Origin of the sequence: Blautia sp. BIOML-A1 (genome assembly GCF_009883055.1) — a bacterium.
In the GTDB taxonomy this organism is placed as follows: Bacteria; Bacillota; Clostridia; order Lachnospirales; family Lachnospiraceae; genus Blautia_A.
In genome coordinates, this window is record NZ_WWVR01000017.1 from 28,018 (window position 1) to 50,752 (window position 22,735).

The 22,735-nt window shown below is 43.2% G+C and carries 19 protein-coding genes and 1 tRNA gene; 9 read left to right on the forward strand and 11 right to left on the reverse strand.

The features are described from left to right. Window positions 1-8 precede the first annotated feature (8 nt). From pelF to trmB, 9 genes are all read right to left on the reverse strand, one after another. Window positions 9-1,472: a GT4 family glycosyltransferase PelF gene (pelF, locus tag GT674_RS09380; protein WP_161285438.1), complete on the reverse strand. Its 1,464-nt coding sequence runs from the start codon at window positions 1,470-1,472 to the stop codon at window positions 9-11. Continuing rightward, complete coding sequence (locus GT674_RS09385; RefSeq protein ID WP_161285464.1) at window positions 1,469-3,307, reverse strand: DUF2194 domain-containing protein; 1,839 nt, start codon at window positions 3,305-3,307, stop codon at window positions 1,469-1,471. The genes pelF and GT674_RS09385 overlap by 4 nt, the downstream gene beginning before the upstream one ends. Continuing rightward, the gene (locus GT674_RS09390) at window positions 3,307-5,679 is read right to left on the reverse strand and encodes a hypothetical protein (RefSeq protein ID WP_243149090.1); all 2,373 of its coding nucleotides are present in this window, start codon (window positions 5,677-5,679) and stop codon (window positions 3,307-3,309) included. The genes GT674_RS09385 and GT674_RS09390 overlap by 1 nt, the downstream gene beginning before the upstream one ends. A gap of 13 nt (window positions 5,680-5,692) precedes the next feature. After that, entirely contained in the window at window positions 5,693-6,601 is a 909-nt protein-coding gene (locus tag GT674_RS09395; RefSeq protein ID WP_243149091.1) for a hypothetical protein, read from the reverse strand. Next, window positions 6,586-8,778, reverse strand: a complete 2,193-nt coding sequence (locus tag GT674_RS09400; RefSeq protein WP_161285439.1) for an NAD-dependent epimerase/dehydratase family protein — start codon at window positions 8,776-8,778, stop codon at window positions 6,586-6,588. The genes GT674_RS09395 and GT674_RS09400 overlap by 16 nt, the downstream gene beginning before the upstream one ends. Before the next feature lie 24 nt (window positions 8,779-8,802). After that, window positions 8,803-9,831: a stealth family protein gene (locus tag GT674_RS09405; RefSeq protein ID WP_161285440.1), complete on the reverse strand. Its 1,029-nt coding sequence runs from the start codon at window positions 9,829-9,831 to the stop codon at window positions 8,803-8,805. A 638-nt stretch (window positions 9,832-10,469) separates the two neighbouring features. Further along, window positions 10,470-10,542 (reverse strand) — tRNA-Lys (locus GT674_RS09410). Between the two features lie 101 nt (window positions 10,543-10,643). Continuing rightward, on the reverse strand, window positions 10,644-10,811 hold the full coding sequence (locus GT674_RS09415) for a hypothetical protein (RefSeq protein ID WP_161285441.1): 168 nt from the start codon (window positions 10,809-10,811) through the stop codon (window positions 10,644-10,646). A 77-nt stretch (window positions 10,812-10,888) separates the two neighbouring features. Continuing rightward, window positions 10,889-11,557, reverse strand: coding sequence for a tRNA (guanosine(46)-N7)-methyltransferase TrmB (gene trmB / locus GT674_RS09420; protein ID WP_161285442.1), 669 nt, complete (start codon window positions 11,555-11,557; stop codon window positions 10,889-10,891). A gap of 307 nt (window positions 11,558-11,864) precedes the next feature. Here trmB and GT674_RS09425 point away from each other — a divergent pair, with 307 nt between their 5' ends. The 9 genes from GT674_RS09425 (at window position 11,865) to GT674_RS09465 (ending at window position 20,623) form a co-directional block, all read left to right on the forward strand. Next, complete coding sequence (locus GT674_RS09425) at window positions 11,865-12,176, forward strand: hypothetical protein (protein WP_161285443.1); 312 nt, start codon at window positions 11,865-11,867, stop codon at window positions 12,174-12,176. A gap of 15 nt (window positions 12,177-12,191) precedes the next feature. After that, window positions 12,192-13,235, forward strand: coding sequence for a V0D/AC39 family V-type ATPase subunit (locus GT674_RS09430; protein WP_161285444.1), 1,044 nt, complete (start codon window positions 12,192-12,194; stop codon window positions 13,233-13,235). Window positions 13,236-13,255: 20 nt separating this feature from the next. Then, window positions 13,256-15,196 (forward strand): V-type ATP synthase subunit I, encoded by a 1,941-nt coding sequence (locus tag GT674_RS09435; RefSeq protein WP_161285445.1) that lies wholly within the window; start codon window positions 13,256-13,258, stop codon window positions 15,194-15,196. 77 nt (window positions 15,197-15,273) lie between these two features. Then, entirely contained in the window at window positions 15,274-15,702 is a 429-nt protein-coding gene (locus tag GT674_RS09440; RefSeq protein ID WP_161285446.1) for an ATP synthase subunit C, read from the forward strand. A gap of 28 nt (window positions 15,703-15,730) precedes the next feature. After that, window positions 15,731-16,039, forward strand: a complete 309-nt coding sequence (locus GT674_RS09445; RefSeq protein WP_161285447.1) for a V-type ATP synthase subunit F — start codon at window positions 15,731-15,733, stop codon at window positions 16,037-16,039. Between the two features lie 186 nt (window positions 16,040-16,225). Then, window positions 16,226-16,813, forward strand: coding sequence for a V-type ATP synthase subunit E (locus GT674_RS09450; protein ID WP_161285448.1), 588 nt, complete (start codon window positions 16,226-16,228; stop codon window positions 16,811-16,813). After that, window positions 16,806-18,575 (forward strand): V-type ATP synthase subunit A, encoded by a 1,770-nt coding sequence (locus GT674_RS09455; protein ID WP_161285449.1) that lies wholly within the window; start codon window positions 16,806-16,808, stop codon window positions 18,573-18,575. Before GT674_RS09450 ends, GT674_RS09455 begins: the two co-directional genes overlap by 8 nt. A gap of 16 nt (window positions 18,576-18,591) precedes the next feature. Next, window positions 18,592-19,974 carry a V-type ATP synthase subunit B gene (locus GT674_RS09460; RefSeq protein WP_161285450.1) on the forward strand — a complete coding sequence of 461 codons (1,383 nt, stop codon included), beginning with the start codon at window positions 18,592-18,594 and terminating at the stop codon, window positions 19,972-19,974. Between the two features lie 16 nt (window positions 19,975-19,990). Next, a complete protein-coding gene (locus GT674_RS09465) occupies window positions 19,991-20,623 on the forward strand; it encodes a V-type ATP synthase subunit D (RefSeq protein WP_161285451.1) in 633 nt (210 codons plus the stop codon). 521 nt (window positions 20,624-21,144) lie between these two features. Here GT674_RS09465 and GT674_RS09470 read toward each other — a convergent pair. After that, window positions 21,145-21,831 carry a C40 family peptidase gene (locus GT674_RS09470; RefSeq protein WP_243149092.1) on the reverse strand — a complete coding sequence of 229 codons (687 nt, stop codon included), beginning with the start codon at window positions 21,829-21,831 and terminating at the stop codon, window positions 21,145-21,147. Window positions 21,832-21,999: 168 nt separating this feature from the next. Beyond that, a complete protein-coding gene (locus GT674_RS09475) occupies window positions 22,000-22,716 on the reverse strand; it encodes a LytR/AlgR family response regulator transcription factor (protein WP_161285453.1) in 717 nt (238 codons plus the stop codon). Between the last annotated feature and the right edge of the window lie 19 nt (window positions 22,717-22,735).

The window sequence follows — 22,735 nt, forward strand, 5'->3', positions numbered from 1 at the left end:
CCTGTTTTCTATCGTTTCAGTTGAAAGGGTTCTTCTGTCCATTCAACCTGCTGCTCCTCTGCAAATCTACGGTAAATCTCTTTATAAGTTTCCTTCATCTGCTCAATCCGGTAAAAGGAAGTAACCCTCTTATATCCGGCCTCACCCATCTGTTCCCGTCCTTCCGGATCTATGGCAAGGTCTATCATTGCCTGGGCGATTTCCTCCAGATTCATGATGTGAGTCAGAATACCTGCTGCTCCAAATCCATCATCATTGCCATAGATCAGTTCCCGGCAGTTTCCGACATCTGTCGCAATCGTCGGCTTATGTGCCGCATAGCTTTCCAGAATTGTCAGCGGCTGTCCCTCACTGATACTGGTAAGAATCGTAAAATCCATCCTCCCTAAATATTCTTTCACATTGACCCTTCCTGTAAATTCAATATCGGATACTCCAAGAGAATCCACAAGGTCAAAACATTCCTGTGCATATTTTTCATCCTCATCGGTCGGACCCATGATCCAGAGTTTTAACTTCGGCACACTTTTTTTTGCAAAAGCAAATGCCTGTATCATCGTCTTTACATCCTTGATCGGGCTGACACGAAGAACAGCTCCTATATTGATCATCTGTTCTTCTGGATTTTTGCCTGGTATATCTGCAAAACCATCTACATCAATTCCATTTGGCGTCACCTGAATTTTTTCTTCCGGACAGCCGAGTTCCATCTGAAGCGTTCTGGCACGTTCAAAGAGACAGGTAACAGCATCTGCCTTATCATACGCCAGAAGTGACATCTTCTTGAACTGTTCGATCCAGATATTTTTGTAGACACCTTTTACCCACTGTGCTTTGATCAGCTCCTCTTCTCTCTCTCGGGTATAGATTCCATGCTCGGAGATCAGAAGCGAGCTTCCGTGGAAATGCTTTGCCATACTTCCGAGTACACCTGCATAACCGGTAGCAACACAATGGTACAGATCAGCTTTTGGCACATCCATCTTTAATGCCCAGAACAGTGGCAGATAAATGGAACGGAGTGTCCAGAGGAAATCTGAAAATATAATATTCGGATACTGTCTGTTATAACACTCTCGGGCAATCTCAAAAAAGTCCGGTCCCATCAGAAAGCTGTCCACAGAGATGCTGCCATGGTGAAACAGATCAAAAACAACTCCCCAGTCGGTCTTTCTGTTGAGAACCATGTTCAGGACTTCTTCATATTCTTTCCTGGAAAGACGGGCTTTTCTTCTGCTCTTTCTCGTTTTTCTTCCTTCATCCCACTCACAGTCATCCAGATACAGTTCATATACCTGTGTCAGGTTTTCCGGAAGCTCATATACAAACTTTCCTCTCTGAGATCTGTTTGCCACAATTGCAAGCAGGATAAATTCTATATTCGGAAAAGACTTGATCAGGCTGTTGATCCATCCGGAAACACCACCGACCACATATGGGTAGCAGCCCTCTGCCACTAAGCAAACCTTCATCTCTTACCTCTCTCTACACAGTTTTTGCGGGTATCATAGTAAAGCTCCTGCTCTTTTAGACGGATTTTTACTGTAGTATCTTCGGCACAGATCAGATATGCATCCGCTTCTATTTCTGTCTGGCTGCCGCCGTCAATCTCATCGATTTCTTCGCCATGTGTCCTTAAGATAAACCAGCTTCCTGCCTCTGATGTCTGAAGCGTGATTGTATTATCTTCTCGAGACTGGCTATATGCCAGATTCAGGAACGTTCTGATTCTTGCATTGCTCTCAGAAAGAGTGGTGCTGTCAAAATCTCTGAAATTTTTCCAATATGTCAGAAGGTTACTGGAAAAACGCTTTTGCATGACTTCCCATCGGTCCGTTTTCTCCTGTGGCCAGAAAATATCATACATATCCAGCATAACATTTGTATATCCAAGCGCGGTCTGAATGCTTCGCATCCTGATATCGTCACTGTATGCATAATTCATACCGTCACTTGTAACAGTCTGTAATGTTACAGAATCACTGTAATAAGAGACCACCGGCTGGTTCTCTGTATAGTCACAGACCAGAGTTCCGACATCTCCAAGAAGGCCGGAATCCGTGTCTTTCAGAATTCCTTTCAGATCTTTTTCTTTTGCAAATGCTGCACCAAAACGATAGTTTATCTTCTCATTTTCAAAAAACTCCGTATCCTTTGTGACCTTATCTTCCGCTTTGTCCAGCTTCTGATATTCCAGAGAGATTCCTGCCTCAGCACTCTGCTCCTTCATCTGCTTCAGATAAAACTCCAGGTTCCCGGATTTAGGTTCTATATCATCTGTGTAATCTGCCTGCGGCTGAATGAAACAGGTCATTTTCATATCACTTTTCTCGACAACAGAAATCAATGCAGGCCACATGATATCTCTCGCAATACCAGTTACAGACTGACTGTATAGTTTCAGCATTTCAGTATTGTTTTCGTCTGCAAAAACGGGAAAATTAACCATGGAAAGATTCTGTGCGTTGACGATTGGATAAATTGTATATTGCAGTGCTTCTGCCCACATTCCATCCAGAAGTCCAAGAGCTGTGCTGCCCTTCATATAATCTCCGACTACCGCAAAGACACTTCCATAATCTATTCCATTTCGCCAGATGATTGTCGGAAAATCCTCATTTTCAACATTTTTTCCTGTTTTTTCATCAAGAAGTCCTACCATATAGGTTTTGGTTCCGCTTCCTACCTGATACCAGGGAACATCGAGTTCCAGATCCTGACGTTTCTTTTCCTCTTTATCTTTCGATGTATTATAGGTCACTTCTCCTCCAAGGAGCAGTCCTTCAAACAGCTTCACACCTGCAAGATGCGTTTCCTCTGCAACAACCTTCTGAATCCCAAGAAATTTCATCAAAGCCTTGTTATTCTGGATATTTTTTGCGTTTTCCAGACAGCCGAAAACAATAATTACGCCTTTCTTTTCCAGAGTTTCCAGTGTAGTAAGGTTGTCGCCATCTGCATATTTCTCAGATTCCAGAATCATCATTTCCGGTAGATTTTTGTCATCTGCTTTATATGTACTTACGGATTTACAGGAGATCAGTTTTCGTTTGGCATAAGTACACCATCTGCTGATGGCTGTTCCCATGTCACCGTTTTCATTTCCGATAAAGACAACAGAACTGTCAGCCCCTGTTACATTGTCAGAAGGCGTCCACCGGTTTCTACCATCGGCCTTTTTCTCTGTAAGACTGGAATTTATATCATAGGTGTTCTTGCTGTCCCTGAGTACCATAGAAAACTGAAACAGGAAAAACAAGACAAACATCATGGTCGCAATGCTGAAAAATTTTCTCTTTGAAACCATCACTGCTCTGCCTCCTGTTCCTCTGTTTCTACCTGATTATATCCATAATCAATCGCAAAATTATACTGATGATACATATTCTGCGGAATTCTGTAGCAGATAAACTGGTCGTCTTCATAGTAAACTTTCATTTCATTTGGATATTTTTTCATGAAAGCCTGTGCCCAGTAGTACATTCTGGACATTACGATCCAGCGTTTTTCGCCCTGATACATTCCAATCCCGCCAACATTTGGAAGCGTCTGACTTGCACCTTTCTTAGAAATAGACTGTCCACTGTCAGCATAACTAACACTATAATCCAACGGTATCTTCTCAATAAAGAAATAAACGTTCTCTGTAGGAATTATAACTTTTGTATCTTCCTTCATATGTTCCAGTTTACGAAGAAACGTAATCGTTTCATAATGCCATCCATGATCCAGGCCCATCTGCGTTTCATCGTTTGCAGAAACAATCGTCCATGTTTCATCCTCATTATCTCTGATAATATTCGTAAGACAGGTAATCGCTCCGTTTGTTACATATCCTGATGAAAACCCTGGTTCTTTTATCAGATCATTTTGACTCAATACAACCAACAGCACTGCTGCCAACCCTAAGGATAAGATATTTCGACAAATTCTAAGAACTTTCGGCATTAATACCAAATATAAAAGACCATCTGTAATCAAAACTCCCGCCACCGGTAAAAGATATGCATAATAAATACTGCATCGTGCCGCATCCATCAGGGTCGGAAGGCCAAATGGACCCGCACACAGGAGAACGGTCAATATCAGCATACAGAATCCAACTGACATGAGTACCGCTCCATATTCTGTTTTTTGAAAAGCACAGAACACCAATCCCAGGAGCAGTAAACCCGCATAAGCCGTCATTACTGCTGTTCCCATCTTCTGCCAGTCTACAGGAACGACTATATTTCTGATTCGTATCGACATTGTCCTGACTGCCTTCGGTATTTTATTCGGAATGGTCTTAATTTTATCTGATATGACCTTAATTTTATCTGTCACTGTCCGCATCCGGTCTCCTAAAGAAGGTTTTTTCTGCTCGACAACAACCGTTGTTTCACCCTTTTTAGCGGATGGCAGTTTACTTACATCGATCTCTGTAACCTTTCCATTGCCCGATGTAACCTGTACTTTGTTATTTTGTGTAGTATTATCTGCATCAGACTCCTCATTTTGACTTCCATTAATGACACTCATTCCCCATCCCAGAGAGCCCTGAAGAGGTGTTCCGCCTGCAAACGCAATCGCCATCGGAAGAACCGCCAGTACAACACTGAGAATTCCTGTAACCATAATGCGGCAGAAGTATTCCTTCTTCACAAACCGAAAACAAAATCCCATCGCAATGCCAATACAACAGAGTCCTGCAATCATCGTTCCATAGAAATGAATTGCCAGTGTGAGAGAAAATGCCATCGCAAAACATTGCAGAATCCTTCGGGTTTCCCTGTCTGTCAGATTTTCCTTATGTATCTGAAAAAATCTGATTAAAAAATAGACCGATGGAATCACAAAAATCATCCCATATTCCTGTGGCAATGTAGAATAAAATCTTGAATAAGTCTGCCCTGACCAGAAATCTCCAACGATATATGCAAATACACCGATATACGGAAGATATTTTGTTTTGCAGAGCAGCTTCAGCATGACCAGAAGCACTGCATGAAGATAAATAACCTGAACAAAGAAGAACTCACACAGGATTACATAAGTATCTACTCCAAAAACGGTATGGAGATAGTAGATCATGCAATGAAATCCAAACGGATAAACACCTTTGGAAAAGATTTTTCCTCTGCTCATCTGATTGATCCAGCTTAAATGCACCGGAATATCCGATGCTCGATAACCATAAGTAAGTATGATCTGGCGGCCATAAATCCAGAGAAGTGCTCCACAGATAAATATCAGAAATACAAATTGTATTGGTTTCTTCACAATATATCTGCAAAAAAACTTTCCAAAATATCTGCATCCAGATTTCATCCATTCTCCAAATTTGCTAACAGCAGACCTGATACCCAGGCTTCCATCGGACAGCCTGCAAAATATTTTTTTACCCTTTGCAAGTTTCCGTCTCAGAGGGATTCGATTAACCTTAAGTCCGATCAATATGCTCATCAGAACTGTGACTGCTGTGAGCGTGAAAAAATTCGAAATGTGAAGCAGCTGAAGTGCAAATACAATGTTAATAATATAAAAGTTTCCAAATGTATAGGACATCAGAAATTGCTCTGACAGCCTCCTGCCTTTCAGTATTCTGCGGAACATGATTTCCGGCAAAAGCACTGTAATTCCCGTATATGCAGCAAAAATACCTGTAAATCGTAAAATCACCAGTGTTGACATTAACATGTTGTTTCATCCTCTACATAAATATTCTGATAAGTTCCAGTGTCTCATTATCAATCGTAATATCAGATTCTTTAAGCTCCTGCATGATACGGAAAAAATTTTCCCGGTCACCGCAGGAAAAGAACAGTTTGAGCTGACAGGTATAGCTGGAAAGAGCATCCGGATACTGCTCTCTGACACGGGCACACCATTTGCGGCAGTTTTCATAATCTTCAGTCTCAAGAAGTCTCTGACACACCTTCTCATAGACGGAACTGCTTATCTTCTGTCTGTCTGCCGTCCATGCCTTCTGCAGAACTTCATCCATACGCTCTGCCATGGAACGCTGCTCCAGATCGGTCAGAACCTTCTGTTCAACAACAGGATTCATATATTCCAGAAGATTAACGCAGTTCTCTGCAATATGCTCCTCGTCTTCGTCCAGGGTACGGTATTTTTCCTGTACACCGACACGAAAATCACTCAGCACATCCTGAAGAATTGACGCTGCATAATGAGCAGTCTCCGTGTCTTCACTGTTCAGTGCCAGTGCGATGGACGACAGAGAGTTCTTATAATCGCCACGAATTACATTAAGAATAAAACTACGAAGACTTTTTTTGTCGGTAACTTCCAGTGCCTCTTCAAGTGAAACCATATTTTTTTCTGTTTCTTCATCAGGACGTATAAATGTTTCTACCCTTTCCTTACTGAATACCACATCAGAAAGATCCATGGACATCAGCATAAAAAGCCGGCTGGTCCAGAATGCCACAAACACAAAGGTCGGTCCTACAACCGGACATAACAGCATCATTCCTGCTTTCATCCATGTACTTAAGCTTTTTTCCTTTCTTCTGAGATGGTTCCAGATAAGATACACCACAACCACCAGAAGATTCAGAACAAGTAAAATTATAAACAGCCTCATTCTTCCGGACATACTGCAATCTTCTCCACAATTTCTGTACTATAGCCATTCTGTTCAAATCTTTCCTGCACAAAACCGGCATTTTCTTTTGTTGTATTTGCAAGAAGTGCATATAACTTTCCATCTGGAAGGATTCCAAGATAATCACTGTCTCGCAGTTTTTTTGCCATAAGCTGATCTATCTGTCTGTACTGTTCCGGATCAGCATCTATCTTCAGAAATACGCATTCTGCCAGATCTTTTGCTTCTGCATCCATATAAGCTTTCACCAGTGGTTTAAATGCATCCTCTCTGAGAATCCTCGAGCCTTCTTCACTGTATCGATTCTCCTCTAGTGCCTGCATATATCGCTGTGCCCTCAGAACTGCATTCTGGATCAGATAGCTGACTACAGTAAGAAGATTTGCCTGTCCCAGAGTCATTTTTTCCCAGCTGAGTCCCCAGAGCATGATGATCATTTTAATATCTCCATTCTCATAGATAGCACGTGCCATCAGAGGATAACGGGGATCCATATTTTTGTTGATGTAAACCTTTTCTTCTGTCAGTTCCTCATACACTTCTGTCATTTCCCTGTAACGGATTGAATTTCCAAGACTTCTTGCTTTGGCGGAACTTGCCGAGAAAATTCGGGCATAATCCTGGTTGACGACATTGTACAACGCCACATCCCTGGTCCGCATCAGCTTCATCAGCATTTCTACCGCATAGAACATAACCTCATCCGGCATATACTGATCCAGTGTATGTGTGATCGTATAAATCTTGCCGATACTGTCTTTCTGGTCGATCAGCTGCTGCTCCATAACGCCTTTGAGGCGGGCATTGCTTTCATTAATGTCCTTGATATCTGCGATCTGCCTTGACAGATGAACTTCCAGCTCCTCGCTTTCCATACGCATAGTCTTGATCTGATCCCGCATATATCCGACTACAAGGCCAAGAATAAACAGCTGTGCGATCCACACATAAGTGTTATAATCCAGAAGAACTTCAAATCCACTCCGCGTGTACATCTGCCGGAACATATATCCAGCCACTGCACATATTGCAGAAAAAGTTGCCTGCTGCTGTCCATACACGATCGCAAACAGCAGAACATACAGAAGAAACGGATCCAGGTTCGCGAAATATCGGCTGCCTACCGTTCTGTTATTCATCATAAAGAACGGAATAAAACAAATCAGATTCTCCACAAACGGAAACAGAACACTGAGCAGCCATTTCCATTGGTTCCACAAGACCTTCCACCATGGAAGTTCCAGTTTATCTTCATTTACAAAAACAGCCTTGTGCTTCTGCATATACGCTGCCATTTTTTCAATATTTCTGTTCAGATCACCAAAGGCATGTACACCGTATTCTTTCTCGAATCGTGTTCCGGACAGGACACAACGGCCGATACCTCCAGATGAAGTCACAATATTGGCACTGTCCGCCATATGCTCCTGTACCATGGCTGCCAGCTCCAGCTCACTGACCACGTCATTGGAAGAAAGCTGATAAAGCGAATATTCATGTTTTCCGGTACTGACAACTTTATAAATATATTCTACTGCGTCTTTTTCAAACAACAGTGAAAACGTATGGTCTGTGTCGGCTTTGATATATCCCTCGCTCATACATTCCAGACACATCCGGGCACAAATATTATTTACATCTTTCCTGTCTCTCGGAATGCAATACAGATGATCCAGTCTGAGAACCACAATATCCGTACTTCGGTTCTTTCTGAAATTCTCGCATATCTCCTCTGCCTGTGCCAGGATGTCTGCCCTCATTCCAAATCCGAGAGTTTTTTCTGTTTCTTCAATGTCATTTATATAGTTTCCACTATAAACCTCATCTGAGGAAAGAAAAATAAGTTTCCCTTTCCTAACTGTAGAATGTGCCACCAGAATGTTGACCAGATGAGACACAAAACGAACAGATTCTCTCTCTTCTTCATTCCAGTGATAATTAGTGTCAAAAGCACCCATAAGAATTGTCGCATCCGGATTGACACTTTCAAAAATAGAATTTAGATTTTCTGTGTCATATGGAAATTCATATTTTTCAAATACTCTCTCATATTTATTATGTTTATACTTATCTCCGGTCAGTATATACACCCTGTGTCCTTCTTTTCGAAGTTTCAGGATCATACTGTCCATCAGGCTGCATGAGCCTCCCACCAACAGGATGTTCATTATTCTTCCTCTTCCGTGCTCTTTTTATTTTTCGTATGAAGATTTTTGGCCTAGTCTCTGTTCCAGTGCAGTATTGATCTCTTTTTTTGCCTTTTCAAAATCTATTTCATGGTTACTGTCATTAATACAGACCATCTTATTTCTGTGTTCGGTAATGGTACGAAGCAGTTTTTCATTGTTCTGCGAAACATCATAATAACTGCACAGTTTACGGATATTTCTTGGCACAAAATCACCTTTTAACTTCTGATACTCCCGAAGTACATACTGGCTGATATCTTCTTTATGCCGAAAAGCATGACTGCATACTTTTGTCAGAAGTTCCGGTTCCAGCTTCCACAGTGTTTCGAATGTCTGCTTCTTCAACGGTGAAGCACCATGAACCGTATAAAAACCGGTAAATCTCGGAAATGCCATCTCCAAAAAATTATAGAAAAAATACATCGGCGGATAGCCTATATGAAAATATGCCCCCGGCTGTTTCTTTACATTCTCATATTTCTTAAAATATTTTGCAAGAACCATGGCATTATTCAGATAAATATACGGCATAACTGCATTATCTATATTTGCCACATCAGGCTGCAGGGCAAGCATATCTACCGGCTTTTCCCCCTGAAAGAAATCCCCTGGTTTTACCTTGTCCAGCAGAAACATATCATCATTAAAATAGACGAAGCGTTCAGATAATCCCTGAATCCTGTGCAGGTTCCACTCAATAGTATGAGAATTAAATGTAGGGCGGAATTCTTCTGGAATAAAATCCTCGTGATTAACGATATTCAGTTTCGGTGCAGATGTGTTCAGCCATTCCGGAAGATGCCCCCAGGTCACAAAATGAACTTTACGTACCCACGGAGCAAACTGCTCCACACCACGGAACCAGTATTGAAGGTTATCCCAGTCTCTGTATCTCTCTTTTCTGTCATCTGCCGCTGACTTCAACCCACAAGCCTCAAGCGTCTTTCTCTTTTCCTGCTGCCACGCAGGATCACTGCCATCTACCCAGGTGATCACAAAGTCTATTCCCTCTGTATTGTTCAGGTTTTTCATTCCGTTTCCTCTCATACATTTTTCTTGTGTGTTAGTATATCATATCTTTTCCGCAAAAAATATCTGGGTTTTTATATAAAAATATATCCTTTCATTTATCAGTGTTTGCTGATTTTTCACTATTCTACTCTGAGCAAATGCTAATTGCAACAAAAAACACCGTCCCCGCGGCAATCGCAATGTCCGCAAAAACAGTGTCCTTAGTGCGCCTTCAGGGGCTCGAACCCTGGACACCCTGGCCAAATAGAGTCCATAATGTTCTGGACATCTGCTAATAATCGGGATATAATAATCATGCTGTCGACTCTTTCCAGCAGGAAGGAGGTGTACTATTTTGGATATTATCATCACTTTTTTGATTTCGATTGCGGCAAGTGTAGTTGGTTACTACATATGCAAATGGTTAGATCGGAATCGTAACGACAGCTAGCGTAAACGAAACCCCATGGACTGGTCCTCCATGGGGTTTCATTGTACTATCTTGTATCATCACTTCTTTGGTTATTGTTATAATACTTCTTAAATCTGTGTATGTCAATCCCTGTATCTCAAAAATCATACTGAATTACCCTGATGTAAAACAACAAAAAACACCGTCCCCGCGGCAATCGCAATGTCCGCAAAAACAGTGTCCTTAGTGCGCCTTCAGGGGCTCGAACCCTGGACACCCTGATTAAGAGTCAGGTGCTCTACCAACTGAGCTAAAAGCGCATTCCTTATTTAGTTGTACGTCTGTGTTCTCAACGCAAGAATTATTATATGCAACTCTATACCAAAAGTCAAGGAAATTTTTATAATTTTTTAAAAAATTTTTATTTTTCTTCTTTTTCCCCTTTTTTCGGCGGCATGGAGTCAAGAAATCTGCCGAGTTCTGCGGCGTTTTTCCTGATTTTTTCCATACGTCCTTCCAGTTTTCTGTGTTCGTAATGAAACTGTACGATCGCCATCCTGATGCGGTTGTTTCCTTTTCTGGCTGACATAACATATCTCCCGGAAGTCATATTCCGCAATTGATGTCAAATCAACTGCGGAGATTCTTCCTATATAGTATGCCGATTTATTTCTCAGGTTTACCCTGTTTCGCGATCAGCTTGCAGATTGGATTTCCCATGGAAGAAAATTTCTCTTCGTACTCTGTCATTACATTTCCCTCCATCATATCTGCCTGATTATGAAGATCAAAGGTGTGTGCGAGCAGTTTCCAGCCTGCCTCACCGACCTCTTCCAGCGAAAATTCAAACAGTCCTTTGTTATCGGTCTTGAATTCTACCACACCGTCATCCTCCAGAATCTCCTCATAACGTGCAAGGAATTCTCTTGAAGTCAGTCTGCGCTTCGCATGGCGTGCCTTCGGCCACGGGTCTGAGAAATTCAGATATATCTTCTGCACTTCACCCTTTTCAAAAATCTCCGGAAGCAGTCTTGCATCTACGCACATAAATTTCAAATTCGCAAGTTTCTCTCCGGTCTCTTCCAGTCTCTCTCTCTTCTGCAGTGCACGGAGAAGGACACTGTCGTACATTTCAATTCCTACATAGTTGGTCTCTGGATGAAGTTTCGCCATATCCATAAGGAAACGTCCTTTTCCCATTCCAACCTCAATATGGAGCGGCTGGTCTTTCGGAAACACCTCATTCCAGCTTCCTTTATGCTCTGCCGGATTCTGTACAACATAAGGACTTTCTGTGATCGCATCTTTTGCACCTGGTATATTTCTTAATCTCATAAATCTTATTCTCCATTTTTCTTACAGACTTCATACCTGTTCATATCTTACAGTAAAACTTCGTAACTGTGAGGGTACTGAACAGTTACGAAACTTCTTATTATCATACATGGTTTTTATATTTCGAACAAGTACTATTCTTTCTTTTATATAAAGGAGAACTTACTTTTATCTCAATATCTTGTATTTTGTATATTCAATATAAATAATTTACCCATTTTTTATGCAATATATACTAGAATTTTAGTTTCAAAAGGTGTATTATATGGTCAAGTTCCAACAAAAACAGGTCAAAGGAGGGGAAATAATGGAGCAGATACTTAACAAGCTATCTGAAATTGAAACAACCGCCCGGCATATTATGGAAGATGCTGACCGGACAAAGGCAGCTCTTTCCTCAGAAATGGAACAGCAATGCAGAGATTTCGATGCAACCCTGGAGCAGAAAACAAATCTGAAAATACAGGAACTTCGCAACAGTCTTGAGAAACAGAAGGATCAGGAACTCACACTTCTCCGCCAGCAGACAGAGAAGGCACTCATAGATCTGGATGCTTATTACAGACAAAATCATCAGCAGCTCTCGGAAGAATTATTCCACAGGCTTCTTGAATGCTGAAAGGAGTGATGCAATATGGGAAATCTCCTTTCCTACAGCGGAATCTCCACCAAGATCCGCGCCATGCAGAGCAAGCTGATAAACGAGGAACAGATCCGTGAGATCCTGGAGCTTTCCAGTATCCCTCAGGTAACAACCTATCTCAAACGGACACCGGAATATTCCAAAGTCTGGGCTTCCCTGGATGAGGCTTCTACCCATCGAGGACAGCTTGAGAAACTGTTGAAAGCTTCTATCTTTCACAATTTTTCAAAAATATATCAGTTTGCCAACCCGGAACAGCGCAGGTTTCTGGATCTGTATTCCAGACGCTATGAGATCCGCGTGCTGAAGGAGATCATGACCAATCTGTTTGATCACCGCGACACGGATCCCGTCGATGTTTCTCCTTATCGGGAATTTTTTCGCAGACATTCCCGGCTGGACATTGACCGACTGGTTGCCTGCACCAATATGGAGGAATTTATCAATGCTCTGAAGGGAAATGAATTCTATGGTCCGCTCTCCAGAATCCAGAATCGCGAGAATGCGCTTCTGTTTGACTACGGAATGGCTCTGGACCTGTATTATTTTTCCCTGATCTGGCATGTGCGTAAGAAGCTTTTTTCCGGAAATGATCTCAAGGAGATCACCATGGCCTATGGTGAGAAATTTGACATGCTGAACCTTCAGTTTATTTCCCGGTCCAAGCGCTATTTCAACATGGCACCGGCTGATATTTACGCTCTGCTGATCCCTATGAATTATAAGCTCAAGAAGGAAGAGATCAGAGCTCTTGTGGAAGCAACCTCTTATGAAGAGACCAAAGCTGTTTTCCGCAAAACCTACTACGGCAGGAAATACACTCATATTTCTGCACAGAATATTGAAGAATTTTATAATTATATGCTTCGCACCACTCTGGAAAAAGAAGCTCGCAAGGATCCTTATTCTGTCGCAGTTTTGTACTCCTACCTGTATCACAAAGAACACGAAGTAAACCGTCTGACCATCGCGATCGAATGTGTCCGTTATGGTGTGTCAGCGGAGGAAGCACTTCAGTATATTCGTAACAATTAAAATCCCGGAGGTATTTTACTTTGATTGAAAAAATGAAATTTTTGAGCATCACCGGGCCAAAGGCGGATATTGACAGACTGACCAAAACCTATCTTTCCAAGTATGAGATCCATCTGGAAAGTGCCTTATCTGAGCTCACAGATGTTGCCAATCTGTCACCTTTTCTGGAAATCAACCCTTACAGGGAATACCTGACAGTCATTGACGGTTTTTATGAACAGCTCGATGAATCCGAGAAGACCGTTCCTGAGCCAATGGATATCGAGACGGCTCTCGCCACTGTCAATAAGATCCAGGAACATGCCCGTCTCCTGGAAGAACAGAAGGAGAAGCTCCAGGAAGAACACGCCGGAATGGTGGATTCGCTCAAGATCATCCGTCCCTTCAAGGATCTGGATTACGATATTTCCACGATCCTGAATTTCAAATACATCCATTATCGCTTTGGACGTATCGAAAAACAGTATCTCCAGAAATTTGAAAAATACATTTATGATAATCTGGATACCTTATTTATCAAATGCGGCGAAGATGAACAATATGTCTACGGTGTTTATTTTGTCCCGGAACATGAAGCACACAAGGTGCACGCCGTATACTCTTCCATGCATTTTGAACGTATTTTCGTCCCGGACGACTATCAGGGTACCGCCAGAGAAGCCTTTGAAACGCTTGATAAGCGGCACCGCGACATCCACGCGGGTCTGGATGCCAACAAAGCAGAATATCAGCACTTCCTGAACCGCTGTGCCTCAAAGATTGTTTCTGCAAAAGCAGCCCTGGAATCCTGTTCCAGAAACTTCGATATCCGTAAGCTTGCCGCCTGCACGCAGGGTGAAGCCAATACTTTCTATATACTCTGCGGCTGGATGACGGAAAAGGATGCTCTTGCATTTCAGCAGGATATCCAGAATGATGATAAGATCTTCTGCCTTATGGAGGATCAGCATGCACCTACAAACAAAAAGCCACCCACAAAGCTTAAAAACCTTAAATTATTCCAGCCATTTGAGATGTATGTCAAAATGTACGGTCTTCCGGCCTACAACGAAATGGATCCGACCTGGTTTGTGGCACTGACCTATTCCTTTATTTTCGGAGCCATGTTCGGAGATGTCGGGCAGGGACTGGTGCTCTTCCTTGGAGGCATCCTTCTCTATAAAACAAAGAAAATGGATCTGGCAGGCATCATAGGATGTGCCGGTGTTTTCTCTGTTTTCTTTGGATTTATGTATGGAAGCTTCTTTGGATTCGAGGATGTTCTGAAAGCCCGGTGGCTGAAGCCTATGAACGCTATGATGGACGTCCCTCTTGTAGGACGGCTGAATGCAGTGTTCGTGATTGCGATCGGTTTCGGAATGTTTATCATTCTGATCTGTATGGTATTTAACATTATCAACTCCATACGAAACAAAAATATCGAAAAAACCTGGTTTGACAGCAATGCTGTTGCCGGTCTTGTATTTTACGGATCTATCGTGCTGACCATCGGACTGTTTATTTCAGGAAAAAAGCTTCCTGCTGCCGCAGTTCTGGCCATAATGTTCGGAATTCCGCTGATTCTTATGTTCCTGAAAGAGCCTCTCACCAACCTGGTAGAGAAGAAAGCCCAGATCTTTCCGGAACAGAAAGGTATGTTCTTTGTCCAGAGCTTCTTTGAATTGTTTGAAGTTCTGCTGAGCTACCTTTCCAACACGCTTTCTTTCCTGCGTATCGGTGCTTTTGCCGTCAGCCACGCCGCCATGATGGAGGTTGTCCTGATGCTCGCCGGTGCCACAGAAGGAGGAAGCCCCAACTGGATCGTTGTTGTCCTCGGCAACATCTTTGTATGTGCCATGGAGGGCCTGATCGTTGGTATTCAGGTTTTACGTCTGGAATATTACGAGATCTTCAGTCGTTTCTACACAGGAAATGGCCGCGAATTCCAGCCTTTTATGAAGAAAAACAGCAAAACAATATAGCTGTTCCACACTTCACGGCTGCCCGTTGATATTTCAGGGCAGCTACATCAAATCACAGACTTTAGGAGGATATCACCATGAACATGATCATTCAAATCGTAACCGCAATCGCACTGACACTCAGCATTATCGTACCTTTCGGCTGCTTTTTCCTCGGAGAAAAAAACAAAAAACGCTACAAAAAGTCTCTGATCGCCAACTGTTTCCTCTTCTTCGGCGTTCTTCTTGCGGCAACCGTTGTAAGTTTTGCAGGAACAGCAAGCGTACAGGCGGCATCTTCTGCTGACGGACTTGCTACAGGACTTGGATATCTCGGTGCAGCTCTCGTTACCGGTATTTCCGGTCTCGGATCCGGCATTGCCGTTGCAAGCTCTGCAAGTGCAGCTCTTGGTGCTCTGAGCGAGGACGGTTCCCTGTTTGGTAAATCCATTATCTTCGTAGCCATGGCAGAAGGTATCGCACTCTACGGACTGATCATTTCCTTTATGATCCTTGGTAAGCTTTAACTGTGCGTTGAAACAAGGAGCGGTTTTTATGAAAATGTATCTTATCAGCGATAACGTTGATACCTATACCGGAATGCGTCTGGCAGGCGTTGAAGGTGTCGTCGTCCATGAACGAAAGGAACTGAAGGAAGCCCTGGAATCTGCGATTTCCAATAAAGAAACAGGAATTATCCTGCTCACCGAAAAATTCGGCAGGGAATTTCCTGAGATCATCGATGAAGTCCGCCTTCATCACAAAACGCCTCTGATCATTGAGATTCCGGACAGACACGGCACCGGCCGTAAACCAGATTTTATCACTTCATATGTAAATGAAGCGATCGGATTGAAATTATAATTACTGTGAGCAGGTAATATTCCGCGAGGTGTTTTGTCATGTATATGACAAAATCCCGAGACATACGGGGCAAAATCCCATCACCGAAGGTGATATGGAATGGATTTTGACCAAGTTACTGTGAACGGAGTGAACAGTAACATTATAATTACTGTAAGCAGCAACAACTACAGGCAGGTGAAAAGTATGACAATAGATGAAAAGCTGCAGCATTTTTACGAGGTCTCCCTGGATGAGGCCCGTGAAGATGCCGCCAGAGCCATCCAGGACCACAAGGACTATCTCCAGAAGGTTCTGGAGGAACATAAACAATCCAGAATCCAGACTGCAGAGGCAGAAGTCAAAGCAGAAACAGAACATGTACGAAGAGAAGTAAACAAGGCTCTTTCTTCTGAGCAGATCACACTTAAACGAAACTGGTCTCTCAAACAAAACGAGTTAAAGGAAACACTTTTTGCAGAAGTTAAAAACAGGGTGCAGCAGTTTACTGCGACTCCTGAATATCAGGACTATCTCTGCCGTCGTATCCGGGAAGCCAAAGACTTTGCGGAAGATGATGAAATTCTGATTTTTCTTTCTTCCAATGACAAAGAGCTTCTGGATTCCCTTACAGCCAGAACAGGCTGTCCTCTCCAGGTTTCTTCCGAAAACTTTCTCGGAGGGATCCGTGCTGAGATTCCGGCAAAAAACATCCTGATCGACAACTCTTTTTCTGCGAATCTGGCAGCCATGCACAAAGAATTCAAATTTGACGGAGGACTGAATCATGAGTAGAACAGGTATTATTTACGGTGTCAATGGTCCCGTCATTTATCTGAAAGGCGATCCCGGATTTAAGATTTCTGAGATGGTCTATGTCGGAAAGGACAATCTTGTCGGCGAAGTTATCGGACTGAAAAAGGGCATGACTACTGTCCAGGTTTTTGAGGAGACCACAGGGCTCCGTCCGGGAGAGACTGTCACCGGCACCGGCGATGCCATCTCCGTTCTTCTCGGACCTGGTATCATCCACAACATTTTTGACGGTATCCAGCGTCCACTGGAAGAGATTGCAAAGTCCTCCGGCAAATATATTTCCCGTGGTGTCAGTGTAGACTCTCTCGACACACAGAAGAAATGGTCTGTTCATATGACCGTAAAGGAAGGTGACATCGTTCATCCGGGTACGATCATTGCAGAAACGCAGGAAACGGCTTCTATTCTTCACAAATCCATGGTTCCACCGGATATCCAGGGAGGAACTGTTGTCAACGTTGTTCCGGACGGTGATTATACGATCCTGGAACCTGTCGTAACACTTCTTTTGGATGACGGAAGCACCAGAGATCTGGCCCTCGCCCAGAAATGGCCGATCCGTATTCCAAGACCGACACATCTTCGCTATCCGGCAAGTGTTCCGCTTGTCACCGGTCAGCGTATTCTTGATACACTTTTCCCTATCGCCAAGGGCGGTACTGCTGCTGTCCCGGGTGGTTTCGGTACAGGAAAAACCATGACGCAGCACCAGATCGCCAAATGGTCTGATGCAGATATCATCATCTATATCGGATGTGGAGAGCGTGGAAACGAAATGACACAGGTTCTTGAGGATTTCAGTAAGCTGATCGACCCAAAATCCGGAAACCTGATGATGGACCGTACCACTCTGATCGCCAACACCTCCAATATGCCGGTTGCAGCACGTGAAGCATCCATCTACACCGGTGTTACCCTCGCCGAATACTACCGCGATATGGGATATGACGTAGCGATCATGGCCGATTCTACCTCCCGATGGGCTGAGGCTCTTCGAGAATTATCCGGCCGTCTGGAAGAAATGCCTGCCGAGGAAGGCTTCCCGGCTTATCTTGCCTCCAAGCTTTCCGCTTTTTATGAAAGAGCCGGCATGATGCAGAACCTGAACGGAACCGAGGGCTCTGTCTCCATTATCGGTGCAGTTTCTCCTCAGGGCGGCGACTTCTCAGAACCAGTCACCCAGAATACCAAACGTTTCGTCCGCTGCTTCTGGGGGCTTGACAAATCACTGGCCTATGCACGACATTTTCCGGCGATCCACTGGCTGACCAGCTACAGTGAATATCTGGAGGACCTGGCTCCATGGTACCGGACTCATGTTTCCCCGAAATTTGTTTCTGACCGCAACCAGCTCATGGCCATCCTCAATCAGGAGAGCTCCCTGATGGAGATCGTTAAGCTGATCGGAAGCGATGTACTTCCGGACGACCAGAAACTGACACTTGAGATTGCAAGAGTTATCCGTCTGGGATTCCTTCAGCAGAACGCATTCCACCAGGAAGACACCTGCGTTCCGATGGAAAAACAGTTCAAAATGATGGAAACCATCCTCTATCTGTACGAAAAATCCAAGGCACTCATCAACAGAGGCATGCCTGTTTCTGTTCTGAAAGAGGACAATATTTTTGAACGTATCATTTCCATCAAATACGATGTACCAAACAATGAACTGGACAGATTTGACCAGTACAAACAGGATATCGACACATTCTATGACAAAGTATTAGAGAAAAACGGCTGACAGGAGGGACTTTTTTATGGCAATCGAATATCTGGGATTAAGCGAGATAAACGGCCCTCTGGTAGTTCTGGAAGGGGTAAAGAACGCATCCTATGAAGAAATCGTAGAATTTCATATGAATGACGGAACACAGAAGATTGGCCGTATTGTAGAAATTTATGAGGACAAGGCGGTTATCCAGGTTTTTGAGGGAACCGACAATATGTCCTTAAGCAACACTCATACACGCCTTACAGGACATCCGATGGAGATCGGTCTTTCCGAAGAAATCCTCGGCCGAACCTTCAACGGTATCGGACAGCCGATCGACGGACTAGGCGAGATCACACCGGAGGTAAGTCTGAACATCAACGGACTTCCTCTGAATCCTGTCAAACGTGAATATCCACGAAACTATATCAATACAGGAATCTCCGCGATCGATGGTCTTACTACCCTGATCCGCGGACAGAAGCTTCCTATTTTTTCCGGAAATGGTCTTCCTCACGATAAGCTTGCCGCACAGATCGTACAGCAGGCATCTCTTGGAGATGACTCTGACGAAGATTTTGCAATTGTATTCGCCGCAATGGGTGTCAAATATGACGTTGCAGAATTTTTCCGCCGTACCTTTGAAGAAAGCGGTGCCTCCGACCACGTAGTTATGTTTTTGAACCTTGCCAATGACCCGGTTGTAGAGCGACTTCTGACACCGAAGATTGCACTGACCGCTGCTGAATATCTTGCCTTCGAAAAAGGCATGCATATCCTGGTCGTCCTGACAGATATCACCTCTTTCTGCGAGGCAATGCGAGAGGTTTCTTCCTCCAAGGGTGAGATTCCTTCCCGTAAAGGTTATCCTGGTTATCTGTACAGTGAACTGGCAACTCTCTACGAACGTGCCGGTATCGTACAGGGTGGATCCGGTTCTGTCACACAGATCCCGATCCTGACCATGCCGAACGACGATATCACACATCCTATTCCTGACCTTACCGGTTATATCACCGAAGGACAGATCGTTCTGGACCGTCAGCTTCACGGACAGGCTATCTATCCGCCGATCAATGTACTTCCATCTCTCTCGCGTCTGATGAAGGACGGTATCGGTGAAGGCTTTACAAGAGAAGATCATCAGGACGTTGCAAACCAGCTTTTTTCCTGCTATGCAAAGGTTGGTGATGCAAGAGCCCTCGCTTCTGTTATCGGTGAGGACGAGCTCTCTCCTCTGGATAAACGTTATCTGGTCTTTGGAAAGGCTTTTGAGGCAGAGTTTGTCGGACAGTCCGAGACCGATAACCGAAGCATCACTGAGACTCTGGATAAGGGCTGGGAACTCCTCGGACTGCTTCCGAAGGATGAACTTGACCGTATCGACACTAAGATTCTGAATAAGTATTACAAAGAAACGGTTCGTTAAGGGGAGGTGACGTTTTATGGATCCTAATACCTTCCCCACCAAGGGAAATCTGACTCTCGCCAAAAACTCTCTTGCTCTCTCCCGTCAGGGCTTTGAGCTGATGGACAAGAAACGTAACATTCTGATCCGGGAAATGATGGAACTGATCGAGCAGGCCAAGGATATCCAGTCTCAGATCGATGTTACCTTCCGTGCCGCTTATGCGGCTCTTCAGAAGGCCAATATGGAGCTTGGTATCGCTTTTGTCGAACAGGTGTCTTACACAGTGCCTGTGGAAAACTCCATACGGATCAAAACCAGAAGCGTCATGGGTACGGAAATCCCGCTTGTAGAATATGATAAGCAGACGACCAACACACCGACATACGCTTACTACAGCACCAGGATGTCACTGGATGAGGCAAAAGCCGCCTTCGAAAAGGTAAAAGAACTTTCCATCCAGTTATCCGGTATCGAAAATGCCGCAATCCGTCTGGCTGCAAACATCAAAAAGACACAGAAACGTGCCAATGCTCTCAAAAACATCACAATCCCCAAATATGAGGCTCTGACCAAAGACATTCAGAATGCTCTTGAAGAAAAGGAACGAGAAGAATTTACACGACTTAAAGTGATCAAACGAATGAAGCAAAACTCATCCGCACGATAAGAGAAGCCCACTCCATAAATATGCGAGTGGGCTTGTTTATTTTCTGTATTGTCAGATAATTATAGTTTGAAACCTTTAAATTATCCTTTTGTCCGAAAAACTTTCCAATATTTTCACTATGAAAATGTCAATAGAATTTACCTAGTTTTTTCCTGTTTTTATCAATTTTATCATTATTGACCAAAACATCTGTTTCTTTTTATTTTATGTAAATCTGGTATTCCACATCTTATTTTGGTGGATAATGTGGATAACTTTGTGTATAACTCAGTTTTCCAGTAAAATCAACCTTTTATGAATGTGGATAACTTTTGCACCAAAATCGACATTATCCACATTTTTCGACAAGTTTTGTGCAATCTGCCAGACCACTGATTTCTATTGTTTTTCTTCCTCAAAATTACTGTCACACATCTTTTTTGTCAGTGCGATACCACACTCTCTGTTTCACTCCATCTCCGTCGGTTTAACAGAAAAAAAGCCCGCGGAACTTACGTTCCGGGGCTTTATCTTTGATAGTTTTATTCAACATAGGTTCCGATTCCAACCGGTGTCTCATAGTTATAATCGGATACCTTGATTCCTGTTGCCGCTGTGCTGGCATGAACAATCTTACCGTTTCCAATATAGAGGGCAACGTGATTGATCCCGCCTGCTCCATAGAATACCAGATCTCCTGTTTCCAGCTGACTAATATCCTTTTTCTGAGAAGCTTCATACTGTGCTGCTGCTACTCTCGGAAGATCATAACCAAATTCCTTAAAGACAGACATCACAAATCCTGAACAGTCTGCACCATTTGTCAGACTTGTACCGCCGTACACATAAGGATTTCCTTCAAACTGCAGAGCAAAGTTTACAAGGGATTTTCTTTCTGCCACGCGCTTCTGCTCCACTTTACGATTGGATTCTTCCACCATAGCTGCAATCTTTTTTGCACGCTCCGCGGAAGCTCTTCTTTCTGCCGCAATATTTTTCTGTACCTTCAGTTTCTGATACTCCTGTCCCTTTTCCTGGGCATGAGCCGCCATATCGTTTACCATAGCGGTGATACTTTCTGTCTTTATTCCTTCGCTGCCATCTGTAAATGTATCCTCTTCCACTGCTGCCTCTGTCATCCCGTCACTGAAATCCGCTGCGGAAACACCAGTTAAAGTCATAGAAGTTACACACACACCTAACAATACTACTGTAATTTTTTTTAACATTGAACTCTCCTTTTTCATTCCTGTTCACATTAGATTCCGCCGTTGATTGCTGCTCTGTTCCCTGAAAAAAATAAAATAGATAACTCACGGCCACAGTCAATTGCGTATGTTACCATGAATTTACCTGTTTTGTCAAATTTTATTACAATTTTGTTACATTGGCATAAATTAAAGTCTTCTTAAAAACTCGTGATACTTTTGCTTTACTTCTCTTTGTCTGGCCTCGCTTATAGGAAGAACTGCATTGTTTTCCATCTCAACTCTGTCCGGATGATATCTGCATATTCCGTAAGGATTTACCAGATATGACTGATGGATCCGGATAAAAGGACAACTGCCCTGTTCCAAATCCTTTTCTATTGTACCAAGCCTTCCATAGAAAGTATCGCTTCCCTCCTTTCCATGAAGGATGATCTGCCTTCTGTAGCTTTCAAGGTACAGAACATCCCTGAAAGGAATACGAAATGTCACATGTCTGCTTGAATAAGTAAAATAGTGTAAATGTCTCTGTATACGCTCCAATGCCCGGGTAAAATATTCTTCGAACTTTTCTTCGTCCAACGGCTTTTTAAGGTATCGAAAAGGCTCTGTTTCAAACATTTCCGTAAAATATGTCTCATGAGAGGTTACGTAAATTACAAGTACTTCCGAAAGCTTCTTCTTTACCTCCCAAACTGTATATATCCCATCGCTTTTTCCCATTTCAACATCCATGTATACAAGGTCATAAAAATTATCATTGAAAACAGCCTGCCGAAAACTTTCCCCATCTGAAAATACTTCTGTATCCAGCCGGACACCTTTCCGCTTTCCATAATCCAGAATTTTTTCTTCCAATGCTGCTGCAAACTGCACATCATCATCACATACCGCAATATTTATCATAATACGTCTCTCCCCTTTC